Source organism: Ochrobactrum sp. Q0168 (genome assembly GCF_016427605.1).
GTDB lineage: Bacteria > Pseudomonadota > Alphaproteobacteria > Rhizobiales > Rhizobiaceae > Brucella.
Genome location: NZ_JAELXQ010000007.1, coordinates 103,180 through 129,045, shown reverse-complemented (window position 1 = coordinate 129,045; position 25,866 = coordinate 103,180). Strand labels below are relative to the sequence as shown.

Sequence of the window (25,866 nt, the reverse complement as noted above, 5' to 3'; positions counted from 1 at the left end):
GTTTTAATTCCTGACTGTCTGTCTGGTTGGGGAGCTGCCCGTAATGGGCAGCTCCTGTCACGCGATTTAGCCCTGCATGATCGCCTTGAACTTGGAGAACCACTCGCTCTCGTTCTCAACCTGTACCTTGGCCGAGATGCGGATGAGATGTTTGAAATCCTCTTCCGTTGTCGGATAGGCCGGATCGTTCACCAGATCGGCGGGTGGGGTCAAACCCGGCACCACGCCCGGCAGGCCGAGGCCGTCGAGCCAGACCTGCTGTGCATCCTTGGTGAGAGCGAAGTTGATATATTCCTTGGCCCAGTAAAGTTCATTTTCCGGCAGCCCCTTCGGAACCCACAGACCGTCGGTGTCGAACTTCGCGCCTTCTTCTGGCACCGTCCAGTCGATCTTGACGCCGTTCTTCTGCGCTTCGCGTGCATTGGTGGAAATGGTGCAGGCCAGATCGATTTCGCCCTTCTGGAACCATGTGGTGAAATCCGGATCTTCACCAAGAAGCGGCTGCTGCTGCTTCACCTTGGCGATGAAATCCCACGCTGGCTGCATGTTGCCCGGAATGTCTTCCAGCTTGCCGCCACCCGCGACCTGCGCCGGGAAGTGGAAGCCGATGCCGTCATTGTAGAGCGCGATGCGTCCCTTGAACTGAGGATCAAGCAGCGCATGCCACGACTTTGGCGGGCCATCCGGGAAGGCTTCGGGGCGATAGGCCAGCACATAGACATAGCCATAGGTATTGACGATCGGATAGCCGTCGAGACCGACCGGCTTGGCAAGATCGGTCGTGTTCTTGAGGTTGGACAGATCCGACAGATCTTCCGTCACACCACGCAAGGCCGACTTGGTCGCATTGGTCGTCGTGTCCCAGTTGACGTGTATCGGCGGAATGCGCTTCTGCGCCACCGCAGCCCAAAGCTTCGGCTGAATCTCATTGTCTTCGGTCAGATCGTGGCGAATTGAAATGCCGGTCTTTGCAGTGAAGGGGTCGGAGACGCCCGCTTTCAGCGCATCCACCCAGCTACCGCCCCAGGCGCGAACGATCAGTTCCTTCGGCTTTGCAGGCTCTTCTGCAAAAGCGCGGGACAAGCCAAGTGAAGTGGTTCCCGCTGCTGCTGCCAGAGCGCCTGCGCTTTGCAGGAAGCGGCGGCGGTCGAGTATCAAAAAGGGCTTCTTCAGAGCGCTCATAATGTTCTCTCCTCTAGGGTTTTGTCTGTAATCTGGTATTCAGTTCATGCTGCAAAAACGATGAGATCGCGTGCATTCCAGCCAATGGGAACGGTCGCGCCCTCTTCAAACTGGCTGTGTCCGACCGGGTCGTGATCGAACACGCGCATCAAGGCGTTGCCCAGTGCCGGCACGCGCAATTCATATACAATGCGCTCGCCCTCAAAAATCGCGTCGGTCACCACACCTTCGAGCTTCGTATCAAGCCCTGCACCGCTTTCAGCATTGGAACCAATACGGATTTGTTCAGCGCGAATGGCACAAGAAACGGCATCGCCTGCCGCAACGGGCTTGTGACCATCAACCATGACACCTGCAAGCTTTGGTCCGGCATCAACCTGCACAACGCTGCCGTCCACGGAAGCAGCTTTACCGGTGATGAAATTGGTGACGCCGATGAAGTTCGCGACAAAAGCGTTTGACGGATTGCGATAGGTTTCCGATGGCCTTGCCATCTGTTGTATTTCACCGCCATCCATAACAATGATCTCATCCGACACGACCAGAGCTTCACGCTGATCATGGGTGACGTTGATGGTGGTGACACCCAGCTCACGCTGGATGCGGCGAAATTCAAGCTGCATTTCTTCACGAAGCTTGCGGTCGAGTGCCGCCAGCGGTTCATCCAGCAACAGAATATCCGGCTCGAAAACCAGGGCGCGTGCAATGGCGACACGCTGTTGCTGACCACCGGAAAGTTCGTGAACGCGCCTGCTGCCCAATCCGCCCAGGCGAACCAGATCGAGATAACGCTCGACCCTTTCCGGGATGGTACGGGCATCGAAACGGCGCATCTTGAGCGGGAAAGCGACATTCTCGGCCGCTGTCATGTGCGGAAACAAGGCAAGTTTCTGGAACACCATGCCGATCGAGCGCTTATGCGACGGGACCGCACTGACAGCCTGACCATTGATGAAGATTTCACCCACACTTGGACGCTGAAAACCAGCAATCAGCCGCAGCAGGGTTGTCTTGCCCGAACCGGATGGCCCGAGAATGGTCAGGAAACGCCCCTGTTCGAGATCGAAGGAGGCCGACCGGACGGCATGAAAACCGTTATAGATCATGCTGACATTCTTGGCCGAGACGGCTGCCGGTCCGTTCTTGGCAGTAGGGCCAGTTCCGTTTCCGGTGATTTTCATCGATGTTTCCCGTTGCATTCAGAAGAGTTTGAAAACGCCAGATAGAATTTTCTCAAATCATGTTTCGAGGCTCCGAAACACTAAATCGATGCCAGATAGCCGCCATCGATTGGAATAACCTGCCCCGTCACATAAGAAGAAGCTTTGCTTGCCAGAAAAACGACGGCACCGGCAACGTCTTCCATATGTCCGAACCGACCTTGTGGAATTTTATCCAGCATGGATTTTTGCCATTCGTCGTTTTCATAGAAGACGTCCGTCATTGATGTGCGGAAATAGCCTGGCGCGATCCCGTTGACACGAATGCCGTGCGGCGCCCATTCCGTCGCAAGCGCATGCGTCATGCCCATGAGGCCAGACTTCGACGAACCATAAGGCGCTGCGGTCGGCACGCCGACATAGGAGGTGAGCGAACAAAGATTGACGATTGCGCCGCCGCTTTTGGTATCCGTCATATGACGGGCTGCGGCCTGAGCGCAAAAGAAAGCGCCCTTCAGATTGGTCGAGACGATGCGATCCCACAGCGCCTCGTCCACATCGAGCGAAGGTCGTATTTCTTCATAACCGGCATTGTTGACGAGAATATCCAGACCGCCCAGTTTTGCCGCAGCTTGCGCAGTTGCGTCGGCGCAGGCACCGACATCGCGCACATCAAGGGAGAGTGGCACGCAAACTCGGCCCTGCGCAGCGATGCGAGAAGCCGTTTCGGTCAGATCATCAGACTTGCGTGCTGTTATGGCGACATCGGCCCCCGCCGACGCCAATGCTTCGGCAATAGCCTGTCCCAGCCCCCGGCTCGCACCAGTGACCAGCGCCTTACGCCCGCTAAGGTCGAAAAGCGATAAAACCTGCATCATGTTCCCCTATGGACCTTGCCTTACAAAATACCGCCAGAACTTCTAGTCATTCTGCGGGTAATGTTTAGCATTTTTTTACGGTCTCCCCGACATAAAGGCGTCTTTTCAGGGACTTGTCTATACATAAATATACAAAATAGGAGTTTAGTCGTAGGTGTGCCGTATCCAAAAGCGCCACGGAAGAACCGTTTGGCCGCTCCAAGACGGGAAAACAATTTATGGATGATCGTCGGCAGGTAAGAGATTCGCGCCACAGTTTTCAGCGTCACAATGCAGCAATCGCTGCATTGTGACCGTATGGCCTTGCCTTTATGCCTTGCCGAGGCGCTTGCGCAATTCGGCATTTTCGGCTCGAAGCTTTGCCGCCAATTCCTTGCGCAGCTTCAGGTTTTCCGCCTCCAGCGCGACAAGCGTTTTCAGGTCGTCACCGTCTGATGGTTTGGTGGCCGCGGACGCTCCTTTTGTGGCGGCATTTCTCCAATTGTAATAAGTCTGTTCGCTGACGCCTGCTTGCTGCAATGCAGCTTTCAGTGTGGTCTTACCGTTCTCGGTGGCCTTTTCGACCGAGGCAAGTATGGCGTCCCGTTCATCAGGCGAATATCTCTTGCGACCTGTCGGTGTGGCAAGGATGACGGCTTCCTTTGCAACTGGCTTCGCCACAGCTGCTTTCGGTTCAGCCTTCTTGCGCGGTGTACCGGTGTTCGGCTTGGCGCGTGTGGGTTTCGTCTTCTTTACGAAATATGGCTCAAGGTTGGTGCGGATGCGTTCCAGAACCGTCGCACCGGTCAGATCAGGCACAAAACTCTTGCCAGTAATCTGTTCGTAGGCCTGAATATAGACCTTCGAAGTCTGCTCGATCAGTTCAAGCGGAATTTCCGGGATCGGGTCGTTATAAGGATCGCAACGCTCGATGACCCAGGCGCGCACGAAATCCTTGTCAAAGCTTGCCGGGCGGGTTCCCGCAGCAAAGCTCTCTTCATAGCTGTCGGCAATCCAGTAGCGGCTTGAATCCGGCGTATGAATTTCGTCCGCAAGAATGATGCGCCCGCTGGCGTCCGTTCCAAACTCATATTTGGTATCGACAAGGATCAGTCCGCGTTCAGCCGCGCGCGCCTGTCCGCGCTCGAAAAGCGCCAGCGCATAACGCGACACTGTTTCCCACTGTTCTGCGGTCAGCAGACCTTGTTCGAGGATTTCCTCGCCTGAAAGCGGTTCATCGTGACCACCATCGAAAGCCTTGCTTGTCGGCGTGATGATCGGATGGGGAAGCTTCTCATTCTCCTTCAGACCATCGGGCAATGTGACGCCATACATCTGGCGCTCGCCTTTGCGGTATTTTGTCAGGATCGAGGTACTGGTGGTGCCAGCCAGATAACCGCGCACTACGACTTCAACCGGCAGAATATTCAGCCGCGTGCCGATGACGACATTCGGGTCTGGATAAGCCAGAACATGGTTCGGGCAAATATCCGCCGTTTCCTCGAACCAATAGGACGCGGTCTGCGTCAAAACCTGACCTTTGAACGGGATCGATGTCAGGATGACGTCGAAGGCGCTCAGCCGGTCGGTGGAGATGATGATACGGCTGCCGTCTGGCAGATCGTAATTCTCACGAACCTTGCCGTTGTAGCGGTTCGGCAGTTCAGGGATATCGGCGCTAGGGAGAATGCGCAAATTGCTCATTGGCAGAGGCTTCCGCTGTTGGTTCCGTCAGCTCTTTCGCTTAAACGCCGAGGTGCTGGCCCGTCAAGGATGAAGTCACCCCGATATACCCAACTCAGCACTTTGCTCTTGGGTGCGCTTGATCGCTCTGGATGCGCTCGCCCCAGTCCCGCATGCTGATCAAAATGGGCGCAAGAGAATGGCCAAGCCCCGTCAGCTCATATTCCACCTTCGGCGGAACTTCCGGAAAAACAGTGCGGCTGAGGATCCCGTCGGCCTCCAACTCCCGGAGCTGCAAAGTCAACATCCTTGGCGTCGCTGCTGGTACGAGCCTACAAAGTGCGTTGAAGCGCAGCTTTCCTTTCAGCAAATGAAAAAGGATTACTGGTTTCCAGACACCGCCGATAACCGAAAGCGTTGCTTCCACCGCGCAGCCTGTTTTGCTGACGTTTCGACGCTTGCCACGTGTCCTGACACTATCATCCATGATACTACATGCCAAATTTGTACGTACTTTTTCAAAGATCGATATAGGCCTATTTGTTCAGGCATTAAAGGAGACAATGCCGTGCAAAGTTACATTCTGACAGGAAATGAGAATCCACGCCTTAAGCTGGTTGAGAAACAGGACCGCAAGCCGGGAGGCGGAGAGATTGCAGTCGATTTGCGTGCTGCGTCACTGAACTATCGCGATCTCATCGTCGCGAAGCGTACCAAGGACAGCATTCCCTTGTCCGATGGAGCGGGAGTTGTGTCGGCCATCGGAGAAGGCGTGACAGATTATGCCATCGGAGATCGCGTGGTCATCGGTTTCATGCCTGAATGGTTGGAAGGCGCCTTCTCCGAGGCAAAGAAGGCTGCAAGCCTTGGCGGCAATACCGTCGATGGTGTGTTGAGTGAGCGTATCGTCGTACCGGCAACCGGGGTCGTGCGGATGCCGGACTCCATGACATTTGAAGAGGCCTCAACGCTTCCCTGCGCAGGCGTTACGGCATGGTCCGCGCTTTTTGAAAGACGACCTTTAGAGCCAGGCGAAACCGTCCTGCTTCTAGGAACGGGCGGGGTGGCGATCTTCGCCTTGCAGCTTGCAAAAATGGCGGGCGCTCGGGTCATCATTACATCGAGTTCCGACGAAAAGCTAGACCGCGCCAGAAAGCTCGGTGCTGACCATGCCATCAACTATCAAGCACATCCCGATTGGGAAAATGAGGTCCTGCGGCTAACGGGGAATGTCGGCGTTGATCTGGCTGTCGATTCAGCAGGTCCGGCCACGCTGAACAAGACCCTAAAGGCCACACGCTTTGATGGACGTATATCGCTTATGGGCGTTTTGACCGGTTTTAACGGCGCCATCGAAACCGCTGCAATCCTTGAAAAGAGGATCACCTTGCAGGGCATTTATGTCGGCCCGGTTTCCACGCTTGCATCCCTTGTTCGTACTGGCATCAAACCGCAGATCGATAAGGTCTATCCATTCGGTGAGGCCGAGGATGCATATAACGCGCTTCAAAGCGCCGGACATTTCGGAAAACTGGTCGTCAAGATCGGACAGTAAAGCCGCGGCCATTTAAGCCGGAATGGTCAGTTGGTAATATTCACCATCACCCCTATGCGGGATATGCCGCATAGGGGTGACGACTATTATCGACTATTTCGCCGCCGCTTTGGCGCCAGCTTGCATATCCGAGAGATTGGCAACAATCCCCGCTGCTTCAATCTGCAAAACGTCCTTGGCGCTCTTGCGCGTTTTCTCAATGGCAATATCCGCGCTCAGGCTTCGCTCGTTGGATTGAAGACCATCATCCGGGCTATTGTTGAAACCATCATCGGATTTTTTGCGGGATTTCAGTCGGTTCTCTTCCGCCGTAATTTCATTGCGGCGTTCCGTTTCATTCAGAGAAAGCTCCGTCTTGTCGCGCTGCGCCTTCAACACGGCAATATCGTCCACAAACTGCTGGAACTCGGGATCATCCTTCACGCGTGCTTCGTGAAGGTTTTGCAGCTGAGGCAACAGTGACTTGATATCGCCTAAACGCTTGTATTTTGCCGGCTTGACTTCGCTCCACGGCAACGCATTGTCGAAGCTCGACTCACCCACGGTCTTCAGATCGTAAAGTCCGGGCAGGCTGATATCCGGTGTCACGCCACGCAACTGCGTCGTGCCTCCATTCACACGGAAGAACTGAGCAATCGTCAGCTTAAGCTCACCGAATTTGGGTTCCGGATTGTGCGCCACCTCGTCAAGATTAACCACGGTCTGCACCGTGCCCTTACCGAAACTCGGCTCTCCGATAATCACGCCCCGACCGTAATCCTGTATCGCTGCTGCAAAAATCTCGGAGGCAGACGCCGAACCCCGATTGATCAAGACACCGAGAGGCCCTTGCCAGGCAGGCGTTGAGCGGTCATCGCTTTCCATCTTAACCTTGCCGTTAGCATTGCGTTGCTGGACGACCGGGCCCTTTCCAACGAAAAGGCCGGTCAGATCAATCGCTTCCGATAACGAGCCGCCGCCATTGTTACGCAGATCAAACAGGATGCCATCGACATTGTCCTGCTTCAACTCGGTAATGAGCTTGGCAACATCGCGGCTGGCGCTGCGGTAATCCTTGTCACCCTTTCTGCGCGCCTCGATATCCTCGTAAAAGGCTGGCAAGGTGATAACGCCGATCTTGCGCGTGGCGTTTCCATCCTTGACGTCAAGAACCGATTTCTGCGCCGCCTGCTTTTCAAGGCTGATCTTGTCGCGAACCAGGCTGATGACCTGGTGCTTTGCGTCCGGCCCTGCATTGGCCGGCAGAATATCCAGACGCACCACAGTGCCTTTGGCACCGCGTATCAATTGCACAACTTCATCAAGGCGCTGGCCGACCACTTCCTTCATCGGCCCGGTCTCATCTTGACCGACGCCCGTAATGCGATCGCCGACCGCGATCTTGCCCGACACCTGAGCCGGACCACCAGCCACAAGCTCACGGATCGTGATGTAATCATCCCGTTCCTGCAGAACCGCTCCGATGCCGACGAGAGACAGCTTCATCGATATATCGAATTCGGCGGAAGCACTGGCGCCAAAATAGTCCGTGTGGGGATCAACCGACGTCGTATAAGCGGCCATGAACATCTGGAAAACATCATCGCTCTTATATTTGTAAATACGTTCAAGCGAATTCTGATAACGCTTTTCCAGCGTATCGCGGATCGAGGCTTCATCTTTACCAGCGAGCTTCAGGCGCAGCCAATCATTCTTGACGCGCTTGCGCCAAAGATCCTTACTTTCGTCATCCGTTGCCGGCCAAGGCGCCTTGTCACGCATCAGCGGATAAGTTTCCTGCTGGCTGAAATCAAACTTCGTGTTCAGCAGGGCGCGCGCATAGGCCATACGGTCGGTAATGCGCTGCTCATAGACATTGAAGATCGTAAATGGAATGCTCAGATCTTCCTGTTTGATCGCGTCGTCTATCTTGGCTTTGTCGGCCATAAACCCGTCAATATCAGCTTTAAGAAAGATGAGCCGGTCTGGGTCCAGTGACTTGATAAATCGGTCCATGATTTTGGCCGACAGAGCATCGTTGAGTGGCACTGGATTATAATGAAAACGGGACAGGAACTCCGAGGTCAGGTGCGCGGCCTGAACCTGCTGCGGCAGCGGCTTGAGAACCGGCGGTGGTCCAGCCTCAAAAGCAAGTGAGTGTGAAGCGGTTGCCAGAAGGAGGCAAAGAGAAGCAAATATTAGGCGTTTCAAGTGTTGCCCCATTGTTCAGCGCGAAATGTTTCGTTCCAATCTATGTGGGGCAATTATGGTTTTTTGGCAACCGCGCCTCTCTCGACGGCTGGGGGTGCGGCCCGGGTCTTTCACTCCAATGAGTAACGAATATTCATATTTCTGTGAGCAAATCCGAAGCTTCCATAGCGGAAACATCAACAGTGATGAGAGCACGTTCGAATGGCCGTACTTTACGGTAACAAACTTCTATTCTGAAAAGAATCATGAACTAATCTTCGACGGGTGGGGACGGAGAGGATGTGAATGTTCAATCTGTCAACGAAACGATCAGGTAAGTCTATCAAGCAACTGCAGGCCAGTTTGCTGTCTTCTGTGGCTCTCCTGACGACGATTTCTTATTCGCCGGGTGTCAAGGCGGCCGGACAGGTTTTAGCCGATGGCATCACTGTCACCGCTTCAGGTGAAATCAATACTGGCACGACAGGCGGAACAGACGGTATTGCGCTGTTGGCTCGCGATGGTGGCAATATTCAAAGCTTTTCACCGCTGACAATCATTACCGGCGGTGTCAATGCGATCGGCGCCCAGTCTATCCGAGGGTCCCAGATCAATCTTTTCAACGGCTCAACAATCCATACGACGGGCAGCGGCGCAGACGGAATCGTTTCCACGGGGGGCAGCATTGTCACCGTTGAGGGGACAGACATCTGGGTCGATAACGTAGGCTACGGTCTTATCACCGGAACCTCTGGCTACATTGAAATGCGTAACAGCACCGTCAATACAAAGATTGCGACAGGTGCCGCGGCGTTTTCCAACAGCCAGATATCGCTTACCGACAGCATGATCGAAACAGAAAGCGGCCTTGCGCTTTGGATCGAAGCCCCGAATTCCAGAATAACCGGTTCAGGGCTGACCGTAATTTCCAACGGAGAGCGTGGTGCGGTTGTCTTGCAAGGCACGCTATCTTTGACGAAATCCTCTATCGAGAGCAATTGGAGCGGCATTCAAACCGGAAACGCCGCAACGATTAATCTGACCGACACGTCCATCACTACGACGGGTACATCAGCCTCTGGCATCTATTTGACCCAAGACAGCAAACTGACCATGAATGGCGGCTCCATTTCAACGTCGGGAGCGGGCTCACGCGCGCTCTACGGCGCGACAGGAAACAATACAGCGCAAATTACGGGTGCGGAAATAACCGCAGCGCAAGCGTCGGCCATTCGTGTCTTTGGCAGCACAGCGTTTCTCGACCTCACTCTCGATTCTTCTTCCGTAACTGGCAATTCGGATGTTATCGAAGTCGTTAGCGGCGGTCGTCTCGACCTGAACGCCTCCGACTCAGAACTGACAGGCGCAGCACAGACAGAAGCCGGTAGCACGTCAAACGTGTCGCTTTCCGCTGAAACGAAATGGAACGTCACTGGCGATTCGAACATTACCAATCTCAACAACGCAGACAGTCTCATTCAGTTCAGTGCGCCGGATGGCGGCACATACAAGAAATTGACTGCGGGCAGCTACGTCGGCAGCGCGGGGCAGATCGGCATTAACACCTATCTTGATACGGACGGTTCCCCATCCGATCGCCTGATCATTGACGGCGGCGCGGCTTCCGGTTCCACGCGTTTGCTGGTTGCAAATGCGGGCGGGCAAGGTGCTCTCACCACAGGTAACGGCATTCTCGTTGTTGATACGGAGAATGGTGGAACGACCGGCGCCGGAGCGTTCCATCTCGTTGCGCCTGTCGTGGCAGGCCCTTACGAATATTCGCTTTATCGAAGCAGTGTCGACGCTTCCGGCGAGCAGAACTGGTATCTCCGGTCGAAACTCCCGCCGGTGCCGCCGGACCCACCAGTACCTCCTGCCCCCCCGGTGCCACCCGTACCTCCTGTCCCGGACCCGACGCCGGATTACCGGCCGGAAGTGTCTCTTTATGCTGCCATACCTTCGATGGGAGCCATTTATGGCCGACAGCTGATCGGCTCATTCCATGAACGTGTCGGCGAAGAAGAGCAGCTCAAGGGTCGTACCGATATAGGCGCTGATCCGAAATTCAATGGCTATTGGGTCCGCGGGCTCGGCCATTCAGGACACCGGAATGGCGACACAAACGGCATCTATGACGGTGCACCCGAATATGATTATCGCTTTGGCGCGATACAGGCCGGGCTCGATTTCTACCGACATGAAGCCGACAACGTCACCGATCACGCCGGCATGTATCTCGCTTATGGTCATGGGCGCATGGATGTGACCCAGAACAGACTGATCGAAACCCGAGATGCAGGCCAAAATGATTTCGATGCGTACTCGGTCGGCGCTTACTGGACGCGTCTCGGAGAAAATGGCTGGTATCTCGATGGCGTTGTTCAGGGCACCTGGTACGACATGACGACCAGTTCGAACCGGGCCACAGAATTTGGCTTTCCCGATCAGAGTGTCAAAGGCTTCGGTTTTGCGGCCTCGCTCGAGGGCGGCTATCCTTTTGATCTGGGCAACCAGTGGCAGATCGAGCCACAAGCGCAGCTCGTCTGGCAAACCATCAATTTCGATGATTTCAACGACGGTGCTGCCGACATTCGGTATGACGATTTGAATTCTGTGGCCGGGCGCATCGGTGCACGGATATCCCGCACATGGGCCGTCGAGGAAGCGACGGCAACCGAACCGGCACGCCTCGCAACAGTTTGGGGACGCGTCAATCTTTGGCATGAATTTACCGCCAAGGCTCAGGTCGATATTTCGTCCGCAACTGGTTTTGTGCCGTTTTCGTCGGACCTTGAAGAAACCTGGGTCGAAATCGGCGGTGGTGCCACCCGACAAATATCCAAGAACATGTCGCTTTACGGCAATGTCAGTTACAGCACGACTTTCGATGTTGACAATTATGCATGGAATGGAAAGCTCGGCATGCGCGTGAACTGGTAAGCGACAGTGTTGGTAACAGCCAAACCAGCTTAGCTGTCCAGCATTTCCGATGGAACGGGCGCCCCAAGCTGGGCGCCTTTCCATATTGCGGAAGCACCGGGGTCAGAGAACAGCAGGCGTAAATGCCCGATGAGCTGTCCCGCGCGCGGGTCCGCCATGCGATAGACGACCACGCGGGCCTCCCGCCTGCCTTCGATTATTCCAGCCTCGCGCAACTCGCCAAGCTGCTGTGACAAGGTCGGCTGGTGAACATCCAGCACGTCTTCCAATTCGCTTACCGTGCGTTCGCCTTCCAGCAAGACGCACAGGATCGAAAGCCGCACCGGATTGGATATGGCTTTCAGGAAATCAGACGCTGCGCCAACAGCCCGACATTTCACCTTGGGCACATGGGCTTTTGGAGTAGCTTTCTCGTTCATGATCGTCGCGCCCTGCCGTTCAATCTCAAAAATAGAGCAAACACGGAATGGTTTTCCAAGTTTCGCCGAAGGTTTAATCAAGCCTTTCTTCGGTGCTCGCCTGAATCCCATTATATAAATTTATATAACAAATTTGCAACCGGACCTCGTTTTCATGGCATTCAAGATCGGCTTTCATCCCAATAATCTGCATCTGACGCTCGCGTCTCGCTGGCCCGGGGCTTTTGCAGATTTCAAGCCGGAATTCGTGCCTTATCCGGAAGGCCGCGACACCGCCCAGCAGCTTATTGCCGGCAATATCGACATTGGTGGCACGGGATCCACTCCACCCATTCTTGCAGCGGAGGGCGGACTGCCGGTGACATATGCCGCAGCGTCTGCACCGAGGCCTGCCAATGGGGCGATACTGGTTGCCAAGGATACTGATATCCAGACCGTCGCCGACCTGAAAGGGCGTGATGTTGCACTCGTCGATGGCTCGTTTCACACTTATTTTCTGGCAAAAAGCCTGGAGCAGGTCGGGCTTCGTCTTGATGATGTAAGACGGCATGATCTTCTGGCGAGCCCTTCGCGTGAAATTCTCCGCACAGGCAAAGTTGCGGCATGGATTGCCATGGCGCCGCATCTAGAACAGGCGCTCGCCAGTGGCGAATTCCATGTCTTGCTGCATTGCGGCACCACAATTCCCAATCGCTCGGTGTTCTGGACGATCGGACAGCGCAATCTGCCGGAGGATGTCATTGATGCGTTTGCGGTGGAACTCGCCCGGATCGGTCGTGAGATTATCGCGCATCCTGAACAGGCCGCAGCCCTTCTCGCAAAGGACGCCGACGATAATGAGCGTCGCGCCTGGACGCGGGTGATTCAGGAACGCAACTGGCACATCGTGCCCGCTGACGACACGCTTTTGCGCGAACAGCAGGCGGAGGCAGACATACTGCTCCGCCATGCTGCGATCAGCCGCAGACTAGAGATTATAGCAGAGCATAACGAGGCAGAAACAGCATGAATGTCCTTTGGTACATGTGCGCCCCAGACGGCGCTTACCCCTGGAAACCCGAGGGCTCACGCGTCGTCGATTACGGCTATTACAAGCAGCTTGCACAGGCCTATGACCATCTGGGTTATACCGGCGCGCTTTTTGCCACGGGCGCTCATGATGTGTGGCCGCTGGCTGGAGCCCTTCTGCCCTATACGGAGCGCATGAAGTTTCTGCTGGCCTTTCATCCGGGTCTGGTAGCGCCAACGCTGCTTGCCAAAATGGCAGCGACATTTCAGGAGTTTTCCAACGGCAGGCTGATGCTGAATGTCGTTTCCGGCGATGCCAAGATGCTTGGCGCTTACGGCATGATGTTGCCGCATGACGAACGTTATCTGATGGCCGACGAATACCTGACCCTGTGGCATCGTCTCATGGCGGGTGAAAGCGTCACCCATAAGGGCAAATATTTCCAGACCGAAGGCGCGAAACTGGCGCTTCCTGCCGGTTCGTCGATTGCCCCGCCTCCGCTCTGGTTCGGCGGCTCGTCTGACAGCGCCATCGAAGTCGCGGCAAAGCACGTCGACACCTATCTTTCGTGGGGCGAAACGCCCGAACAGATGGGCGAGAAGGTCAAGCAGGTCAAAGCGCGCGCCGCAGCCCATGGGCGAGAACTGAAATATGGCATTCGCCTTTATGTAATCGTGCGCTCGACCGACGCGAAAGCCTGGGAAGCTGCCGCAGACCTCTACGACCAGATGGATGAAGCGGCCATGGCGGGCAACAAGCGCTTCGTATCCAACACGGACTCTGTTGGCCAGCAACGCATGACGGCCATGCATGGCGGCGTGAAACCTGACAATCTGCGCGACCTTGAAATCTCACCCAATCTCTGGGCGGGTATCGGTCTCGTCCGCCCCGGCCCCGGCACCGCAATCGTCGGCTCGCCCGACACAGTTATTCGCACTCTTGAAGCCTATCAGGCCGTGGGCGTCGATACGTTCATCCTGTCGGGCATGCCATTGCTGGAGGAAGCCTATCGTTTCGGCGAAATGGTATTGCCGCGCCTTCCTGTCGAACGGGCCATCGCGGAGCGCAAGCAGTTTACGTGGTCAACCCTGTTCGACCGGGATCTGACCGGAAAGGCCGTCAATGGCTGATACGAGCGCTATGGAGAAAACGGCGACAGTCGGCTCTCCTTCCGGTAGCAACGCCAAAGCAAGGCCGCGCTTCCCGCAATCGATGCGCAGGCTTGTATCGCCCATCGTCATCCTGATCTTGTGGCAACTGGCGAGCGTGACCGGGCTGTTATCGGCCCGCACGCTGGCGTCACCTGTCGACATCGCGGCAACCAGCCTGCGGCTGCTGGCTTCGGGTGAACTTGCGACAGGTTTGGCCGTGTCGTTCCTCCGCGTCATTGCAGGCTTCTCCATAGCGCTTGTCGTTGGTGTCGCTCTGGCGCTTTTCGCCGGGCTTTCTAAGCTTGGTGAAACCATCATCGATCCGCCGGTACAGATGTTGAAGGCCATGCCGTTTCTGGGGCTTCTTCCGCTCTTTATCCTTTGGTACGGTATCGGTGAAGCACCAAAAATCGGCATGGTTGCCTTTGGCTCCGTCTTCCCGATCTATCTGACACTGCATGGCGGCATTCGCGGCGTTGATCACAAGCTGATCGAAGCTGGACGCATATTCAATCTCAGCACACTCGAAATCATTCGGCATGTCGTGATCCCCGGTGCCCTGGCTTCGTTGCTCGTCGGCGTACGCTATGGATTGAGCATCGCGTGGCTAAGCCTCGTGGTGGCAGAGCAGATCAATGCCTCCAGTGGTATTGGCTATATCATCACCTATGCACGAGATTTCCTGCAAACCGACGTCATCGTGGTCTGCCTGCTGGTCTATGCGCTCATGGGGCTGCTCACTGACGGGCTGGTTCGCGTAATCGAAGCCTATGCCCTGCGATGGCGCCCGGCGGTGATTTCATGAGCGATATTATAAAAATTCGTGGCTTGTCGCGGTCCTTCGGTGGACCGGCAGTTCTAGATGGTATCGATCTGAGCGTCGCGCCGGGGGAATTCGTGGCCCTGCTTGGCAGAAGCGGCTCAGGAAAATCCACGCTTTTGCGTGTGCTTGCGGGGCTCGACGAAGCTCCCGCAAGCCTGCTGGAAATTCCCCAACGCCGTGCCGTCGTCTTTCAAGAACCGCGACTGATGCCGTGGAAAAGCGTGATCGACAATGTTGCGCTCGGTGTGCCGAACGCCCGCAACAGCGGCAAGGCCGCGCAGGCGCTAGCCGATGTAGGCCTGTCGCACAGGATCGATGCTTGGCCTCTGACATTGTCTGGCGGCGAAGCACAGCGGGCAGCCTTGGCGCGGGCGCTGGTGCGCGAACCGGAACTGCTTTTGCTGGACGAGCCATTTGCGGCACTTGATGCGCTGACGCGTCTTCGCATGCACGATCTGGTGTTCAATCTCTGGCGCAAGCACAAGCCAGCGACCTTGCTGGTGACGCATGATGTCTGGGAGGCTGTCGCTTTGGCTGACCGCATTCTCGTTCTGGATCAGGGGCGTTTCAGTCACGATTTGCGTGTCGATATCGATCACCCTCGACAGAGAACAGATAAACGCGCTGCTGATATCGAAACCGAATTGCTGGAAGCGCTGGGCGTCCGGCATCCCGTCCTGCACCCTTAAAAGCGGAGATATTCAATGAAAAGACTTCAAATTCTGGCCGCCCTTGCCGGTGCGGCAATGACACTTACGAGCACAGCGGCTTACGCCGCCGATCAGGTTGTGCGTATTGGCTGGCTTCGCGGCCCCAACGACATCACACTCGCCAAATCGCGCGGCACACTGGAACAAGCGCTCGCGGAAAAAGGTATCAAGGTGGAATGGGCTGGCCCATTTCCGGCTGCGGCCCCGGCCTTTGAAGCACTGAATGCGGGCAGCATCGATATTACGGCAGGCAGTTCTACATCGGCCATTGCTGCGCTGGCGGCAAATATTCCACTGACGATCTTCGGCTATCAGAAAATGTCGCCGGGATCGGAAGGGATCGTTGCCAAGAAAGATGCTGGTATCACGTCGATCAAGGATCTGGCCGGCAAGAAGGTTGCCGTCAACCGAGGTGGCACGGGCGAGTATCTGCTGATGCAGGGACTGGAAACAAACGGCGTCGATCCGAAAAGCGTCGAGCGCGTCTATCTTAGCCCAAGCGACAGTGGCCCAAGCTTTGTGCAGGGACATGTTGACGCCTGGGCAACGTGGGATCCTTTCGTGGCAATCGCCGAGAAATCCTACGGCGGTCAGGTGATTGCGGACGGCGCTGCAATCGGCTCCGACAATGCCGTGGTTCTCGTCTCCAGTCGCGAATTCGCTGAAAAGAAAACCGACGAGCTTCAGGCTATCTTCGACGTCTTGAAGAAGGACAATGCCTGGGCAGTCGCGAACAAGGCGAATGCGGGTGCCATCTGGGCCAAGGAAATGAATATTCCCACTGAACTGGGGCAAGTGATCGGCGAGAATAATGCTGTTCCGACGACCGCCGTAACCGCCGCGGATGTCGAGCAGATTGGGAAAATTGCCGATTGGTATGCCAGGAGCGGTATCATTCCCCAAAAGCCCGATATCAATGCAGCCGTTGTCGAGCTGAAATAGTCAACACCATTCCGGCTGCATCGGTTTCTTCAAAACGGATGCAGGCGTTGCTTTGGTTTTGCCAAATGATGCGCTTGACGGTAGAAGCTTGGCAAAGCCAGCCGGAGCATCCTTTGAAAACCATCGCAGTTGATTTTGAAACGGCCAATGAACAGCGCAGCAGCGCCTGTTCTGTTGGATTGGCATGGATTGAAGATGGCCGTGTTGTGCGTGTCGAAGAGCGCCTTATCCGACCGAAGGATATGCGTTTCTCTTCGTTCAATATTGCAATCCACGGTATTCGCCCCGAGCATGTGGAAGATGCCGGAGAGTTTCCCGAAGTCATGGATGAGTTCGCGGATGATTTTGCGGGCGCGACGATGATCGCCCACAATGCGGCTTTCGATTTCAGCGTTTGGCGCGCTTGCCTCGATCAATACCGGCAAAGATACCCGGAATTTCAGTATCTGTGTTCGGTAAAAATGGCGCAGAAGGTCTGGCCGGACCTCGGCTCCCACAAGTTAAATGTTCTGGCTTCACATCTCGGCCTCACCTTCGCACATCACAACGCAGCAGAAGACGCAGCCATCTGCGCCGAAGCCACAATCTCCATTGCACGCTCACTGGGTGCACAAGCCTTGTACGAGGTTCCGGCCATGATCGGCATGAAGCCTGGCCGGTTGTTTGCCGGTGGCTACGAACCGTGCACCTGCCGAAAACGCTGAATGAGCGCGTCCTTAACGACATTTGTTAAAGTCGCGCCTGAAGTATCACTGGATGAGCCGACCGCCGTCAATGACAAGATCAGCGCCGTGGATCATGCGGGCATCGCTTGAGCCGAGAAACGCAATCGCCGCCGCTACGTCGCATGGTTCGACGATGCGCCCTGAGGGGTTCATTTTCGAGAAGGCTTCGCGCGCTGCTTCTTCCGTTCCGAACTGACCCGCTGCCTTGGCGGCTACCAGAGGCGTCCAGACATAGCCCGGATGCACGACATTGATGCGCACATCATGACCATTGCGCGCAGCCGAAAGCGCTGCATGTTTCGTGAGCGAACGCACCGCCCCTTTCGATACGCCATAAGTGCCGTTATCAGCAGATCCGGTATAGGCGGCCAATGATCCGAGATTGACGATTGCCGCCCCTGCCCCCTGCTTCATTGCTTTCAAAGCGGCCTGCGTTCCGAGCAGCACGCCATCCAGATTTACCTTCAGCACGCGATGAAACTCGTCGAGCGGAATATCGGTGATGGGTTGCGGTACAGGCGTTATCACGCCTGCGTTGTTGACGAGCAGGTGCAAGGCGCCGCTTTCAGCGAGGATCGTATTGATCGCCTCGTCCCAGCTTTTCGCCGAGCTGACATCAAGGGTCAGAACCTTCGGAAGAGGCACACCTTCATAAGCTACCGCCATCCGACCCGCGTCATCGGCAGTCAGATCGGCCAGATAAACAATTGCGCCCTCTTCGGTCAGTCGCCGACCGATAGCCAGTCCCATGGCGCCAAGCCCACCGGTTACCAAAGCCACCCTGCCATGGTAGCGCGCGAGTTCTGTCGTCTTTGACACTTGCTTCATCCTTGAGCATGAGAAATTTTTCACGGGGCGCGCGTATTGCCGCCCCATGTTGACGTGCCTGTTCGCTGGCAAGTCGGATAGGTTACGATGCGTGGCCGAGATAGATTTCCCGGATGACGGGACTGGAGGCGATTTCCTCGGCGCTGCCCGTATGCACTATACGTCCCGTATCCATCACGCTCGCCGTATCGGCATGGCGTAGCGCCTTTTCCACCAGCTGCTCCACCAGAATGATCGCTGCACCTTCCTTGGCGAGTTGCGCCGCAACGTCGAGAATGCGGTCCACCACGATAGGGGCCAGTCCGCCGGAGGGCTCATCAAGGACGAGCAGCCGCGGCTCGGCAAGAATGCCCTGCCCCACCGCTAGAATCTGCTGCTGACCCCCAGAAAGCGAAGACGCAGGATCGTTCTTCTTGGACGCCAGTTCGGGGAAAAACCGGTAGATACGCTCGTAATCGGGCTTCTTGCCGCGCTTTTTGCCGGGATAGGCGGCGACCTCTAAATTATCCTGCACTGTCAGTGAAGGAAAAATGCGGTGGCCTTCCAACACCTGGATCAGTCCAAGCTCGACGATCTTTTCGGGGCTGGCGCTGGTAATATCCACGCCACCGAAGCGAACCTGACCGCTGCGTTTACCGATCAAACCGGAAACCGCATGAAGCATGGTGCTTTTCCCGGCTCCATTGCGACCGAGAATGGCATGGAACTCACCGGCATGGACCTTGAGCGACGCGCCGATGACCACGGGCGCCTTGCCATAAGCCGCGCTCAGATCTGTGATTTCGAGCAACGGCGTGCCGTTCTGCATCATTGCCATGCTCTCAACTCCCCAAATAAACGCGGACGACTTCCGCATCGTTGCGCACCTGATCAGGCGCGCCTTCTGCCAGAACCGCACCCAGATTGAGCACAGTGACGTGATGGCTCAAACGGAAGACAAAATCCGTATGGTGTTCAACAAGAAGCACACCAATCCCCGCCTCTGCCACCGACTGGATGATCTGTCCGAGATACTCGATCTCGCGACCTGTCAGTCCACCCGCGGGTTCGTCGAGAAGCAGAAGCTTCGGCCTGATCATCAAAGCACGGACGATTTCAAGGAAGCGCCGTTCGGCATGTTCGAGATGTTCGCAGCGCCGCCCCGCGAGATGTCCGAGACCCGACGCATCAAGCAGTGCCTGCGCGCGCGCGCGCATTTCGCGCTCTTCCCGCCTTGAACGCGGCATATGCAGCGCGGTCTCGACGAAACCGGCCTGTACCGCGCCCCAGCCACCGAGCATGACATTGTCGAGTACGCTTAAAGAGGGCAACAGCCGCGGTTTCTGAAAGGTTCGCGCGATGCCGGCAAGGGCACGGGCGCGCACATCGAGACTGCTGATATCCTGTCCGCCAAGCACCACCGCACCCTCATCGATCATATAATAACCGCTGATGAGATTGAGCATGGTGGTCTTGCCCGATCCGTTTGGACCGATCAACCCGTGAATCTGGCCAGCCTGAATGGATAGCGACACATCGTTGACGGCTTTCAGCCCACCGAAGCTTTTGGAAATATTGCGCGCTTGCAACATGTCAGGGCCTAGAACGCCGGTGCTCTTCCTTACTGTAGGGTCGATCATGTTCATATCAGGCTTTCTCCTGCAAAAGGGCCGTCAATGCAGGCATATTGGGCTCTTGCGCACCGCGCTGATCATCCGATGTGCGCTTTCCGAAGATCTTGCTCATATGGTCTTTGGCCCAGACGCCAAGGCCCTGCGGAATTGCCAGCACGACGGCGAGCAAAATGCCGCCATAAAAGAACGCCGTATAGCGCTGCATTGAAGCGAATACATCAGGGATCACGGCAAGTAGCAGGGTGCCCACCATTGGACCGATGATCGATCCGCGCCCGCCGATAATGATCGCCGTGAAGAACATTAACGAGACATCGAAATTGAAGGCTTCCGGTGTGATGTGGCTTTGAGCGCGTGCGAAAAGTCCGCCTGCAACGCCAGCACAAAAACCCGAGAAGAGAAAAACCGTGAGCTTTGTACGGAAGATCGACACCGCAACGCTCTGCGCCGCCACTTCGCTGTCACGAATGGAAATCATCGCGCGACCCCACATACTGCGGGCCAGATTCCAGGTCATGGCCGTCACGACGGTTGCTATGCCAAGTGCAAGCCAGTATTCGCCGATTGTGCGCTTGAATGGCGCAGGAAAGGCCGGAACCGCAAGCCCGACCGTGCCGCCCGTAAGACCGGAGAAACCGAGCGCCAGTTCCACCATGATGAGCGCAAAGGCAATCGTTGCGAGTGCGAAATAAAAACCCGGAAGCCGTAGCGATGGCAGGCACAAAAGGCCTGCGGCAAGAGCGGTCACACCACCGGAAGCAATCAGCGCCGCATAGGGGTGAAGCCCGAGCTTGCCAGCGAGAATTGCAAATGCATAACCGCCGATCGACAAAAGACCGACATGGCCGATGGACATCAGGCCGACATAACCGACAAGCAAGTTCAGTCCGGCAACGATGATCCAGTAGATCAGAACCATCTCTCCGATACGAAGCAGATAGCGATCATTGGTGAGAAAGGGGAAGGCAACGGCGAGACCGATGGCGATGAGGGCGAAGAGAAGGCCCTGATGTGATTTCACGTTCATACCTGGCGTACCCGCTTCTTGCCGAACAATCCGGAAGGGATAAAGGTCAGGAGGATGACGAGCGTCCCGACTGCGATGGTTTGCTGGAATTCCGAGCCGAAGACATAAGCGACGCAGGTGGTGACCACGCCGAAGATGATGCCGCCCGCCAGCGCGCCGATATTGGACCCGATACCGCCAATCGCAAGCGCGATGAAGCCGTTCAGCGTCAGCGTCAGTCCAAGCGCAAAATAGGCGTAAGTGAGCTGTCCGGTCATGAACCCCGCCAGAGCGCCGAGCGCACCAGCAATCGCATAGGAAAGCGAACGCATACGGATTGCCGAAATACCGCGCGCACTGACCGCAAAAGTGTCATCTGCGAGCGCCACGAAGATTTTGCCGATAGCCGTCTTGCGGTAGAACAGTGCAAGTCCGCCTGCCATAAGGAAGGCCGTCACAATCGGAAGCCAGTATTTCTGGTCCAATACGCCTGCATAATCTTGCGGAATGAGCCGAGGGAACGGTCTCGGCTCTGTTCCCCACCAAAGCGCCATGCCTTGCTGGACAATCGTTGCAACGGCAAGCGTGGAAAGAATCCAGAGGTGGTCGTCCCCGCCATTCATTGTGCGGCGGATGGCGACAAGTTCCGTCAACCAGCCGAAGATAAGACCGACGACGATTACGAGCGGGAGCGATGCCCAGATCGGCCAGCCAAGATCACCGAGCGTCCAGGCGCCGACAATGCCGCCGACCATGGCGAACTGTCCGGCACCCATGCTGAGAACCTTGGAGGTCGAGTACATCACATTGTAGCTTAAGGCCACAGTGGCGTAGAGGCACCCCAGGGCAAGCCCCGAGATCAGAACGAGAAACATGGTTTAGTCCTCTTGGTGACGGGCTCCGCGCACTGCTCAGGAGCCCGCCGACAATCGATCAGGCCAGCGTGAAGCCGCCGTTCTGGAACGAAGAAATCGTAAAGAGCGCGTATTCGTCCATCGACAGCCCTTCCCGGCTGCCCGGACCGAAACCGACCCTGCCGAACAGCGTTTCCGTCGTTCCCATGGTTTCGAGAGCTTCGATTACGGCATCGGTCTCAACGCTACCGGCTTTCTCGACGGCAGCAGCCCAAAGTTTGGTCGATGCATATCCAAGAAGTATCCAGGTAATGCCGTTCTTGAGCTGTGGACCGACAATCGAAGCCTGCTCGGTCAGCAGAGCTTCAATGCCAGCGGCAAACTTGCCGTTGCCATCCACTGCAAGATGACGGAAGCCCACGCCGACTGCACCGTCGAGATATTCCTTCTTCACGAGATCAGTGATCTGGGCATTCAGCGCAATCGGTGCACAGATGGCGGGGATATCCCACTTCTGTTCACCACGCGCCGTCAGCACGCGGGCCATGAAGGATGATGCAGCCGACCAGACCAGAAGCACATCCGCGCCGCTATTGCGCGCCTTGATGATATCATCGCCCAGATCCACCTTGTTGGCGTCCAGCGTGCCGACATAGACCGGCTCGATGTTGCGCGCCTTCATCTTTTCAAGCGCGAGATCCCGGCAAAGCACGCCATAAGAAAGATTATCGACGAAAAGCGCGATCTTTTGTTTCTTGAAATGATCGACGGCGAAATTGATGCCCGCTTCGATCTGCTGTCCAGCCGATCCGCCTATACGGAAGATCGTTGGATAGGCTTCCGGGTCGATGACGTGATCGATCAGGGCCGTGGGCATGTTGATCGTATTGGCTTCCGCGATGAAATCGCGGATCGGCATCGCTTCACCGGAGGTGTTCGGCCCGAAGAGCACATTCACCTTCTCGGAGAACAGAAGTTCCTGGACGAAGTTCACAGCCTTGCCCGGATCTGCAACCGTGTCGCGAGCGACCAGCTCCAGCGAGCGGCCAAGCACGCCGCCCTTGGCATTCAGTTCTGCGATGGCCGCCTTGTGGCCTGCATCCTGCGCCAGTGCGCCCGTCGAATAGGGGCCGGAAAGCGCGGCAAACCAGCCGACTTTCACCGGATCGCCCGAAGCTGCGCGAACAGCAGACTGGAAACCAGGCAACAGCCCAGCAGCCATGAACCCCGCGCTGGACAGCAGCAGGTTGCGTCGATTGATCTGCATCATTATCTCCCATAAAAACTCTCGGCGGGGTTGGGTTATTTAAACTTCAACTTCAACCCATTTTCGATTAGAGTTCACCTGTCGAACGCAATTTCCCGCGCCGCCGAGCGTTAGTGCCCCATGGAACCGACCAACAAAAGAAACTTTGCCCCCGTTCGCGCTTTGGAGCGCGGTCTGGCCCTGCTTCAAGACCTTTCTCTTTATAAGGGCGCGCATCCGCAGCAGATCGCGCGGCGGCTGGAATTGCCACGTCCGACGGTGGTTCGACTTCTTGAAACGTTGGAAGGACTGGGTTTTGTCGAACGCAGTCCTTCGGATGGCAGCTGGTATCCGACACTGTACGTGCGTTCGCTTTCTGACGGCTATAATGATGAAGCGTGGGTGCGCGAATGTGCGGCGCCTGAGATCGAGCGGCTTGGCAAGCAAATCTTGTGGCCCGTCGACCTGCACACATTGCAAAACGACATGATGCTGGTGCGAGAATCGACGCATCGCAGCAGCCCGTTTTCCATTCAGCACGGGCTTGTCGGCACACGATTGCCCATTCTGCATACCTCTTCCGGGCGCGCCTATCTGGCCTTTTGCCCGGATGAGGAGCGGAAGGCTATTCTGGAGCGGCTTGCGCAAAACCCCGCTAACCAGGTGGCCCTTGCGGGCGACCGCCGCCATATCACGCAGTTGATTGCCGCCACTCGCCAGCAAGGATACGGGTTGCGTAGCGGTGAACTGATCCGCGCGACGAACAGCCTGTCGGTGCCAGTGCACGCCAAAGGTAGGGTTCAGGCGGTTGTTACTGTTGTGTGGTTCGTGTCCGCACTTCCGGTAGCGGAGGGCGTTCGCCGTTTTCTCGAACCCGCACGGGAATGCGCAGCGCGGATCGCTCAAAAATGTGAAGCTTTTCCGGACATGACCATGCGCTATCGGCGCGAAAATGCCGAACCCACGGATTAAGTTCTTCTCCTAAGGCGACGTTCATCTGGTGAACGCAAGCCCAATTCGATCTGGCCTTACACCACTCGCCACATCATAAGGCAGCGAATGCGCGACCCCGGTTGGGCCGCGCCCGACGAATCGAAGGGAGTTACAACAGTGCGACTGGTTTCATTTACGACAGCGGATCACGATGCTGGATATGGATTCATCACGGATGCGGGGTTGCACAAGGCTACGCCTGCATTAAAGGCTCGGTATAACGATCTGCGGGCTGTTTTGAACGCCGACGCCGTAGCGGAGCTGTCTGCACATGCTGAAGCGCCGGTTCCCGTATCAGAAGTTACTCTGGTCTCACCAATTCCAAACCCGGACAAGATTCTTTGCATCGGCCTGAATTATGCCGCGCATATCAAGGAAACCGGTCGCGAGAAGCCAAAATATCCTTCGATTTTCACGCGCTATTCGTCGTCTGTTCTCGGGCATGAAAATCCGCTGTTGCGACCAGCCGTTTCCAAGGAATTCGATTATGAGGGCGAACTCGCCGTGATTATCGGCAAAGCTGGTCGAAATATCCGCGCCGAAGACGCCGCAGACTATATTGCGGGCTATTCCTGCTTCAACGACGGCTCGATCCGTGACTTCCAACGCCATACGACGCAGTTTTGGCCCGGCAAGAGCTTCGACGATACCGGCTCCATGGGGCCATGGCTGGTGACGAAAGACGAACTGCCGAACCCGGAGGAGCAACATCTGCGTACGCGCGTGAACGGCCTGGAAGTGCAGACGACCCCGATTTCAGACCTGGCTTTCTCCATTGGCGAAATCATCGCCTATGTTTCGACGGTGACGAAACTGCTTCCCGGCGACGTTATCGCCACCGGAACACCCGGCGGCGTCGGTAAGTTCCGCGAACCACAGCTCTATATGTTCGCTGGCGACCGCGTTGAGGTCGAAATCACCGGGATTGGCACATTGTCAAACCCGATTGCTGACGCAGCCTGATCGTCAAAGACCCCGCCGAAAGCGGGGCCATTCGAAATTTACGAGGAGAAAAAGGCCATGGCCATCAATGCTCTGGGATATATCGGTGTGCGTTCCGACAAGCTTGATGACTGGGCCGACTTTGCCTCCGGCTTTCTCGGCATGCAGAAAATTGACCGCGCCGTCGGTCAACTGGCGTTCCGGATGGACGATCGCATGCAGCGGTTGATCGTGCTCGATGAGCCGGGCGAGACATTGGCATGCATGGGCTGGGAAGTCGCGTTTCAACACGACCTCGACCACTATGCATCACGTCTGGAGACAGCAGGTACTCGCGTTCATCGCGCCAATGCCGCCCTTTGCGATCAGCGTTTCTGTGCGGACATGGTCTGGTTTGACGACCCGATGGGCAATCGCGTCGAGCTGATCTGGCAGCCGATGATTGCCGCAGATCCTTTTGTCCCGGGTCGACCCATATCAGGGTTCAACACCGGCCCGCTTGGCATGGGACATGCCGTGCTGCATGTGAAGAATATCGAGATCATGATGCCCTTTTATCGGGACAATCTGGATTTCCATGTGACCGATTATGGACTGAAACCTTATGGGCTCTACTTCTTCCATGTCAATGACCGCCACCACAGTTTTGCGATGGTCGGGTCTGGTCAACAGGGGTTCCATCATTTCATGGTGGAGTTCAAGAACCTTGACGATGTTGGCCAGGGATATGATCTCGCGGGACTAGAAGATGGTCGGCTGGCCTATACGCTTGGACGCCACACCAATGATTACATGACATCATTCTATGCAAACACACCTTCGGGTTTCTTTGTAGAAAACGGCTGGGGTGGCAGACAGATCGACCCTGCAAATTGGGAACCGCGTGAAACCACGGACGGACCTTCCTTCTGGGGGCATGAGCGCCTTTATCTGACGGAAGAAGGAGGCCGAAAGCGCCTGCGCGATATGCGGCTCGACGCCGCCGCACGAGGCATTCGGGCACCCGCGGTTGCCGATTGTCCCTGGCTTTACGAAGCCATCAAGAACGAACGTTCATAG

24 protein-coding genes and 1 pseudogene are annotated in these 25,866 nt (G+C 56.2%); 11 read left to right on the top strand and 14 right to left on the bottom strand.

Translation table 11 applies throughout. The features are described from left to right. Positions 1 to 66: 66 nt before the first annotated feature. From JAU75_RS14305 to JAU75_RS14285, 6 genes and pseudogenes are all read right to left on the bottom strand, one after another. The gene (locus tag JAU75_RS14305; RefSeq protein WP_199057182.1) at positions 67 to 1,182 is read right to left on the bottom strand and encodes a PotD/PotF family extracellular solute-binding protein; all 1,116 of its coding nucleotides are present in this window, start codon (positions 1,180 to 1,182) and stop codon (positions 67 to 69) included. A gap of 44 nt (positions 1,183 to 1,226) precedes the next feature. Next, a complete protein-coding gene (locus JAU75_RS14300) occupies positions 1,227 to 2,363 on the bottom strand; it encodes an ABC transporter ATP-binding protein (RefSeq protein ID WP_199057181.1) in 1,137 nt (378 codons plus the stop codon). 80 nt (positions 2,364 to 2,443) lie between these two features. Continuing rightward, positions 2,444 to 3,217 carry a glucose 1-dehydrogenase gene (locus JAU75_RS14295; protein ID WP_199057180.1) on the bottom strand — a complete coding sequence of 258 codons (774 nt, stop codon included), beginning with the start codon at positions 3,215 to 3,217 and terminating at the stop codon, positions 2,444 to 2,446. A gap of 312 nt (positions 3,218 to 3,529) precedes the next feature. Beyond that, entirely contained in the window at positions 3,530 to 3,880 is a 351-nt protein-coding gene (locus JAU75_RS24265) for a transposase (protein WP_371836184.1), read from the bottom strand. A gap of 75 nt (positions 3,881 to 3,955) precedes the next feature. Then, a pseudogene (locus JAU75_RS14290) lies at positions 3,956 to 4,903 on the bottom strand (phosphoribosylaminoimidazolesuccinocarboxamide synthase); the annotation flags it as partial. A gap of 94 nt (positions 4,904 to 4,997) precedes the next feature. After that, positions 4,998 to 5,369: a helix-turn-helix domain-containing protein gene (locus JAU75_RS14285; protein WP_199057178.1), complete on the bottom strand. Its 372-nt coding sequence runs from the start codon at positions 5,367 to 5,369 to the stop codon at positions 4,998 to 5,000. An 81-nt stretch (positions 5,370 to 5,450) separates the two neighbouring features. Here JAU75_RS14285 and JAU75_RS14280 point away from each other — a divergent pair, with 81 nt between their 5' ends. Then, complete coding sequence (locus JAU75_RS14280) at positions 5,451 to 6,437, top strand: NAD(P)-dependent alcohol dehydrogenase (RefSeq protein WP_371836180.1); 987 nt, start codon at positions 5,451 to 5,453, stop codon at positions 6,435 to 6,437. A gap of 93 nt (positions 6,438 to 6,530) precedes the next feature. Here JAU75_RS14280 and JAU75_RS14275 read toward each other — a convergent pair whose 3' ends face one another. Beyond that, on the bottom strand, positions 6,531 to 8,639 hold the full coding sequence (locus tag JAU75_RS14275) for a carboxy terminal-processing peptidase (RefSeq protein ID WP_199057176.1): 2,109 nt from the start codon (positions 8,637 to 8,639) through the stop codon (positions 6,531 to 6,533). Between the two features lie 273 nt (positions 8,640 to 8,912). On the opposite strand from JAU75_RS14275, the gene JAU75_RS14270 reads away from it, so the two are divergent. Beyond that, entirely contained in the window at positions 8,913 to 11,546 is a 2,634-nt protein-coding gene (locus JAU75_RS14270; RefSeq protein ID WP_199057175.1) for an autotransporter outer membrane beta-barrel domain-containing protein, read from the top strand. 29 nt (positions 11,547 to 11,575) lie between these two features. Here the strand turns inward: JAU75_RS14270 and JAU75_RS14265 are convergent, their stop codons facing one another. Beyond that, positions 11,576 to 11,965 (bottom strand): metalloregulator ArsR/SmtB family transcription factor, encoded by a 390-nt coding sequence (locus JAU75_RS14265; protein WP_199057174.1) that lies wholly within the window; start codon positions 11,963 to 11,965, stop codon positions 11,576 to 11,578. 154 nt (positions 11,966 to 12,119) lie between these two features. Between JAU75_RS14265 and JAU75_RS14260 the strand changes: the two genes are divergently transcribed. From JAU75_RS14260 to JAU75_RS14235, 6 genes are all read left to right on the top strand, one after another. Further along, positions 12,120 to 12,974, top strand: a complete 855-nt coding sequence (locus JAU75_RS14260; protein WP_199057173.1) for an ABC transporter substrate-binding protein — start codon at positions 12,120 to 12,122, stop codon at positions 12,972 to 12,974. After that, complete coding sequence (locus JAU75_RS14255; RefSeq protein WP_199057172.1) at positions 12,971 to 14,104, top strand: LLM class flavin-dependent oxidoreductase; 1,134 nt, start codon at positions 12,971 to 12,973, stop codon at positions 14,102 to 14,104. The genes JAU75_RS14260 and JAU75_RS14255 overlap by 4 nt, the downstream gene beginning before the upstream one ends. Then, positions 14,097 to 14,930: an ABC transporter permease subunit gene (locus JAU75_RS14250; protein ID WP_199057171.1), complete on the top strand. Its 834-nt coding sequence runs from the start codon at positions 14,097 to 14,099 to the stop codon at positions 14,928 to 14,930. Before JAU75_RS14255 ends, JAU75_RS14250 begins: the two co-directional genes overlap by 8 nt. Next, positions 14,927 to 15,637, top strand: coding sequence for an ABC transporter ATP-binding protein (locus tag JAU75_RS14245; protein ID WP_199057170.1), 711 nt, complete (start codon positions 14,927 to 14,929; stop codon positions 15,635 to 15,637). Before JAU75_RS14250 ends, JAU75_RS14245 begins: the two co-directional genes overlap by 4 nt. Before the next feature lie 15 nt (positions 15,638 to 15,652). Next, complete coding sequence (locus tag JAU75_RS14240; RefSeq protein WP_199057169.1) at positions 15,653 to 16,600, top strand: aliphatic sulfonate ABC transporter substrate-binding protein; 948 nt, start codon at positions 15,653 to 15,655, stop codon at positions 16,598 to 16,600. Positions 16,601 to 16,713: 113 nt separating this feature from the next. Further along, positions 16,714 to 17,304 carry a 3'-5' exonuclease gene (locus tag JAU75_RS14235; RefSeq protein ID WP_199057275.1) on the top strand — a complete coding sequence of 197 codons (591 nt, stop codon included), beginning with the start codon at positions 16,714 to 16,716 and terminating at the stop codon, positions 17,302 to 17,304. Positions 17,305 to 17,349: 45 nt separating this feature from the next. Here the strand turns inward: JAU75_RS14235 and JAU75_RS14230 are convergent, their stop codons facing one another. From JAU75_RS14230 to JAU75_RS14205, 6 genes are all read right to left on the bottom strand, one after another. Then, positions 17,350 to 18,144: an SDR family oxidoreductase gene (locus JAU75_RS14230; protein ID WP_199057168.1), complete on the bottom strand. Its 795-nt coding sequence runs from the start codon at positions 18,142 to 18,144 to the stop codon at positions 17,350 to 17,352. Positions 18,145 to 18,235: 91 nt separating this feature from the next. Continuing rightward, positions 18,236 to 18,970 (bottom strand): ABC transporter ATP-binding protein, encoded by a 735-nt coding sequence (locus JAU75_RS14225; protein ID WP_199057167.1) that lies wholly within the window; start codon positions 18,968 to 18,970, stop codon positions 18,236 to 18,238. Positions 18,971 to 18,974: 4 nt separating this feature from the next. Then, positions 18,975 to 19,778, bottom strand: a complete 804-nt coding sequence (locus tag JAU75_RS14220; RefSeq protein WP_199057166.1) for an ABC transporter ATP-binding protein — start codon at positions 19,776 to 19,778, stop codon at positions 18,975 to 18,977. Between the two features lies 1 nt (position 19,779). Then, entirely contained in the window at positions 19,780 to 20,793 is a 1,014-nt protein-coding gene (locus JAU75_RS14215; protein ID WP_199057165.1) for a branched-chain amino acid ABC transporter permease, read from the bottom strand. Next, positions 20,790 to 21,647: a branched-chain amino acid ABC transporter permease gene (locus JAU75_RS14210; protein ID WP_199057164.1), complete on the bottom strand. Its 858-nt coding sequence runs from the start codon at positions 21,645 to 21,647 to the stop codon at positions 20,790 to 20,792. Before JAU75_RS14210 ends, JAU75_RS14215 begins: the two co-directional genes overlap by 4 nt. A gap of 58 nt (positions 21,648 to 21,705) precedes the next feature. Beyond that, positions 21,706 to 22,893, bottom strand: coding sequence for an ABC transporter substrate-binding protein (locus tag JAU75_RS14205; RefSeq protein ID WP_199057163.1), 1,188 nt, complete (start codon positions 22,891 to 22,893; stop codon positions 21,706 to 21,708). Between the two features lie 120 nt (positions 22,894 to 23,013). Between JAU75_RS14205 and JAU75_RS14200 the strand changes: the two genes are divergently transcribed. From JAU75_RS14200 to JAU75_RS14190, 3 genes are all read left to right on the top strand, one after another. Then, positions 23,014 to 23,844, top strand: a complete 831-nt coding sequence (locus JAU75_RS14200; protein ID WP_199057162.1) for an IclR family transcriptional regulator C-terminal domain-containing protein — start codon at positions 23,014 to 23,016, stop codon at positions 23,842 to 23,844. Positions 23,845 to 23,982: 138 nt separating this feature from the next. Then, on the top strand, positions 23,983 to 24,828 hold the full coding sequence (locus tag JAU75_RS14195) for a fumarylacetoacetate hydrolase family protein (RefSeq protein WP_199057161.1): 846 nt from the start codon (positions 23,983 to 23,985) through the stop codon (positions 24,826 to 24,828). Between the two features lie 57 nt (positions 24,829 to 24,885). Then, positions 24,886 to 25,866, top strand: a complete 981-nt coding sequence (locus JAU75_RS14190; RefSeq protein WP_199057160.1) for a VOC family protein — start codon at positions 24,886 to 24,888, stop codon at positions 25,864 to 25,866.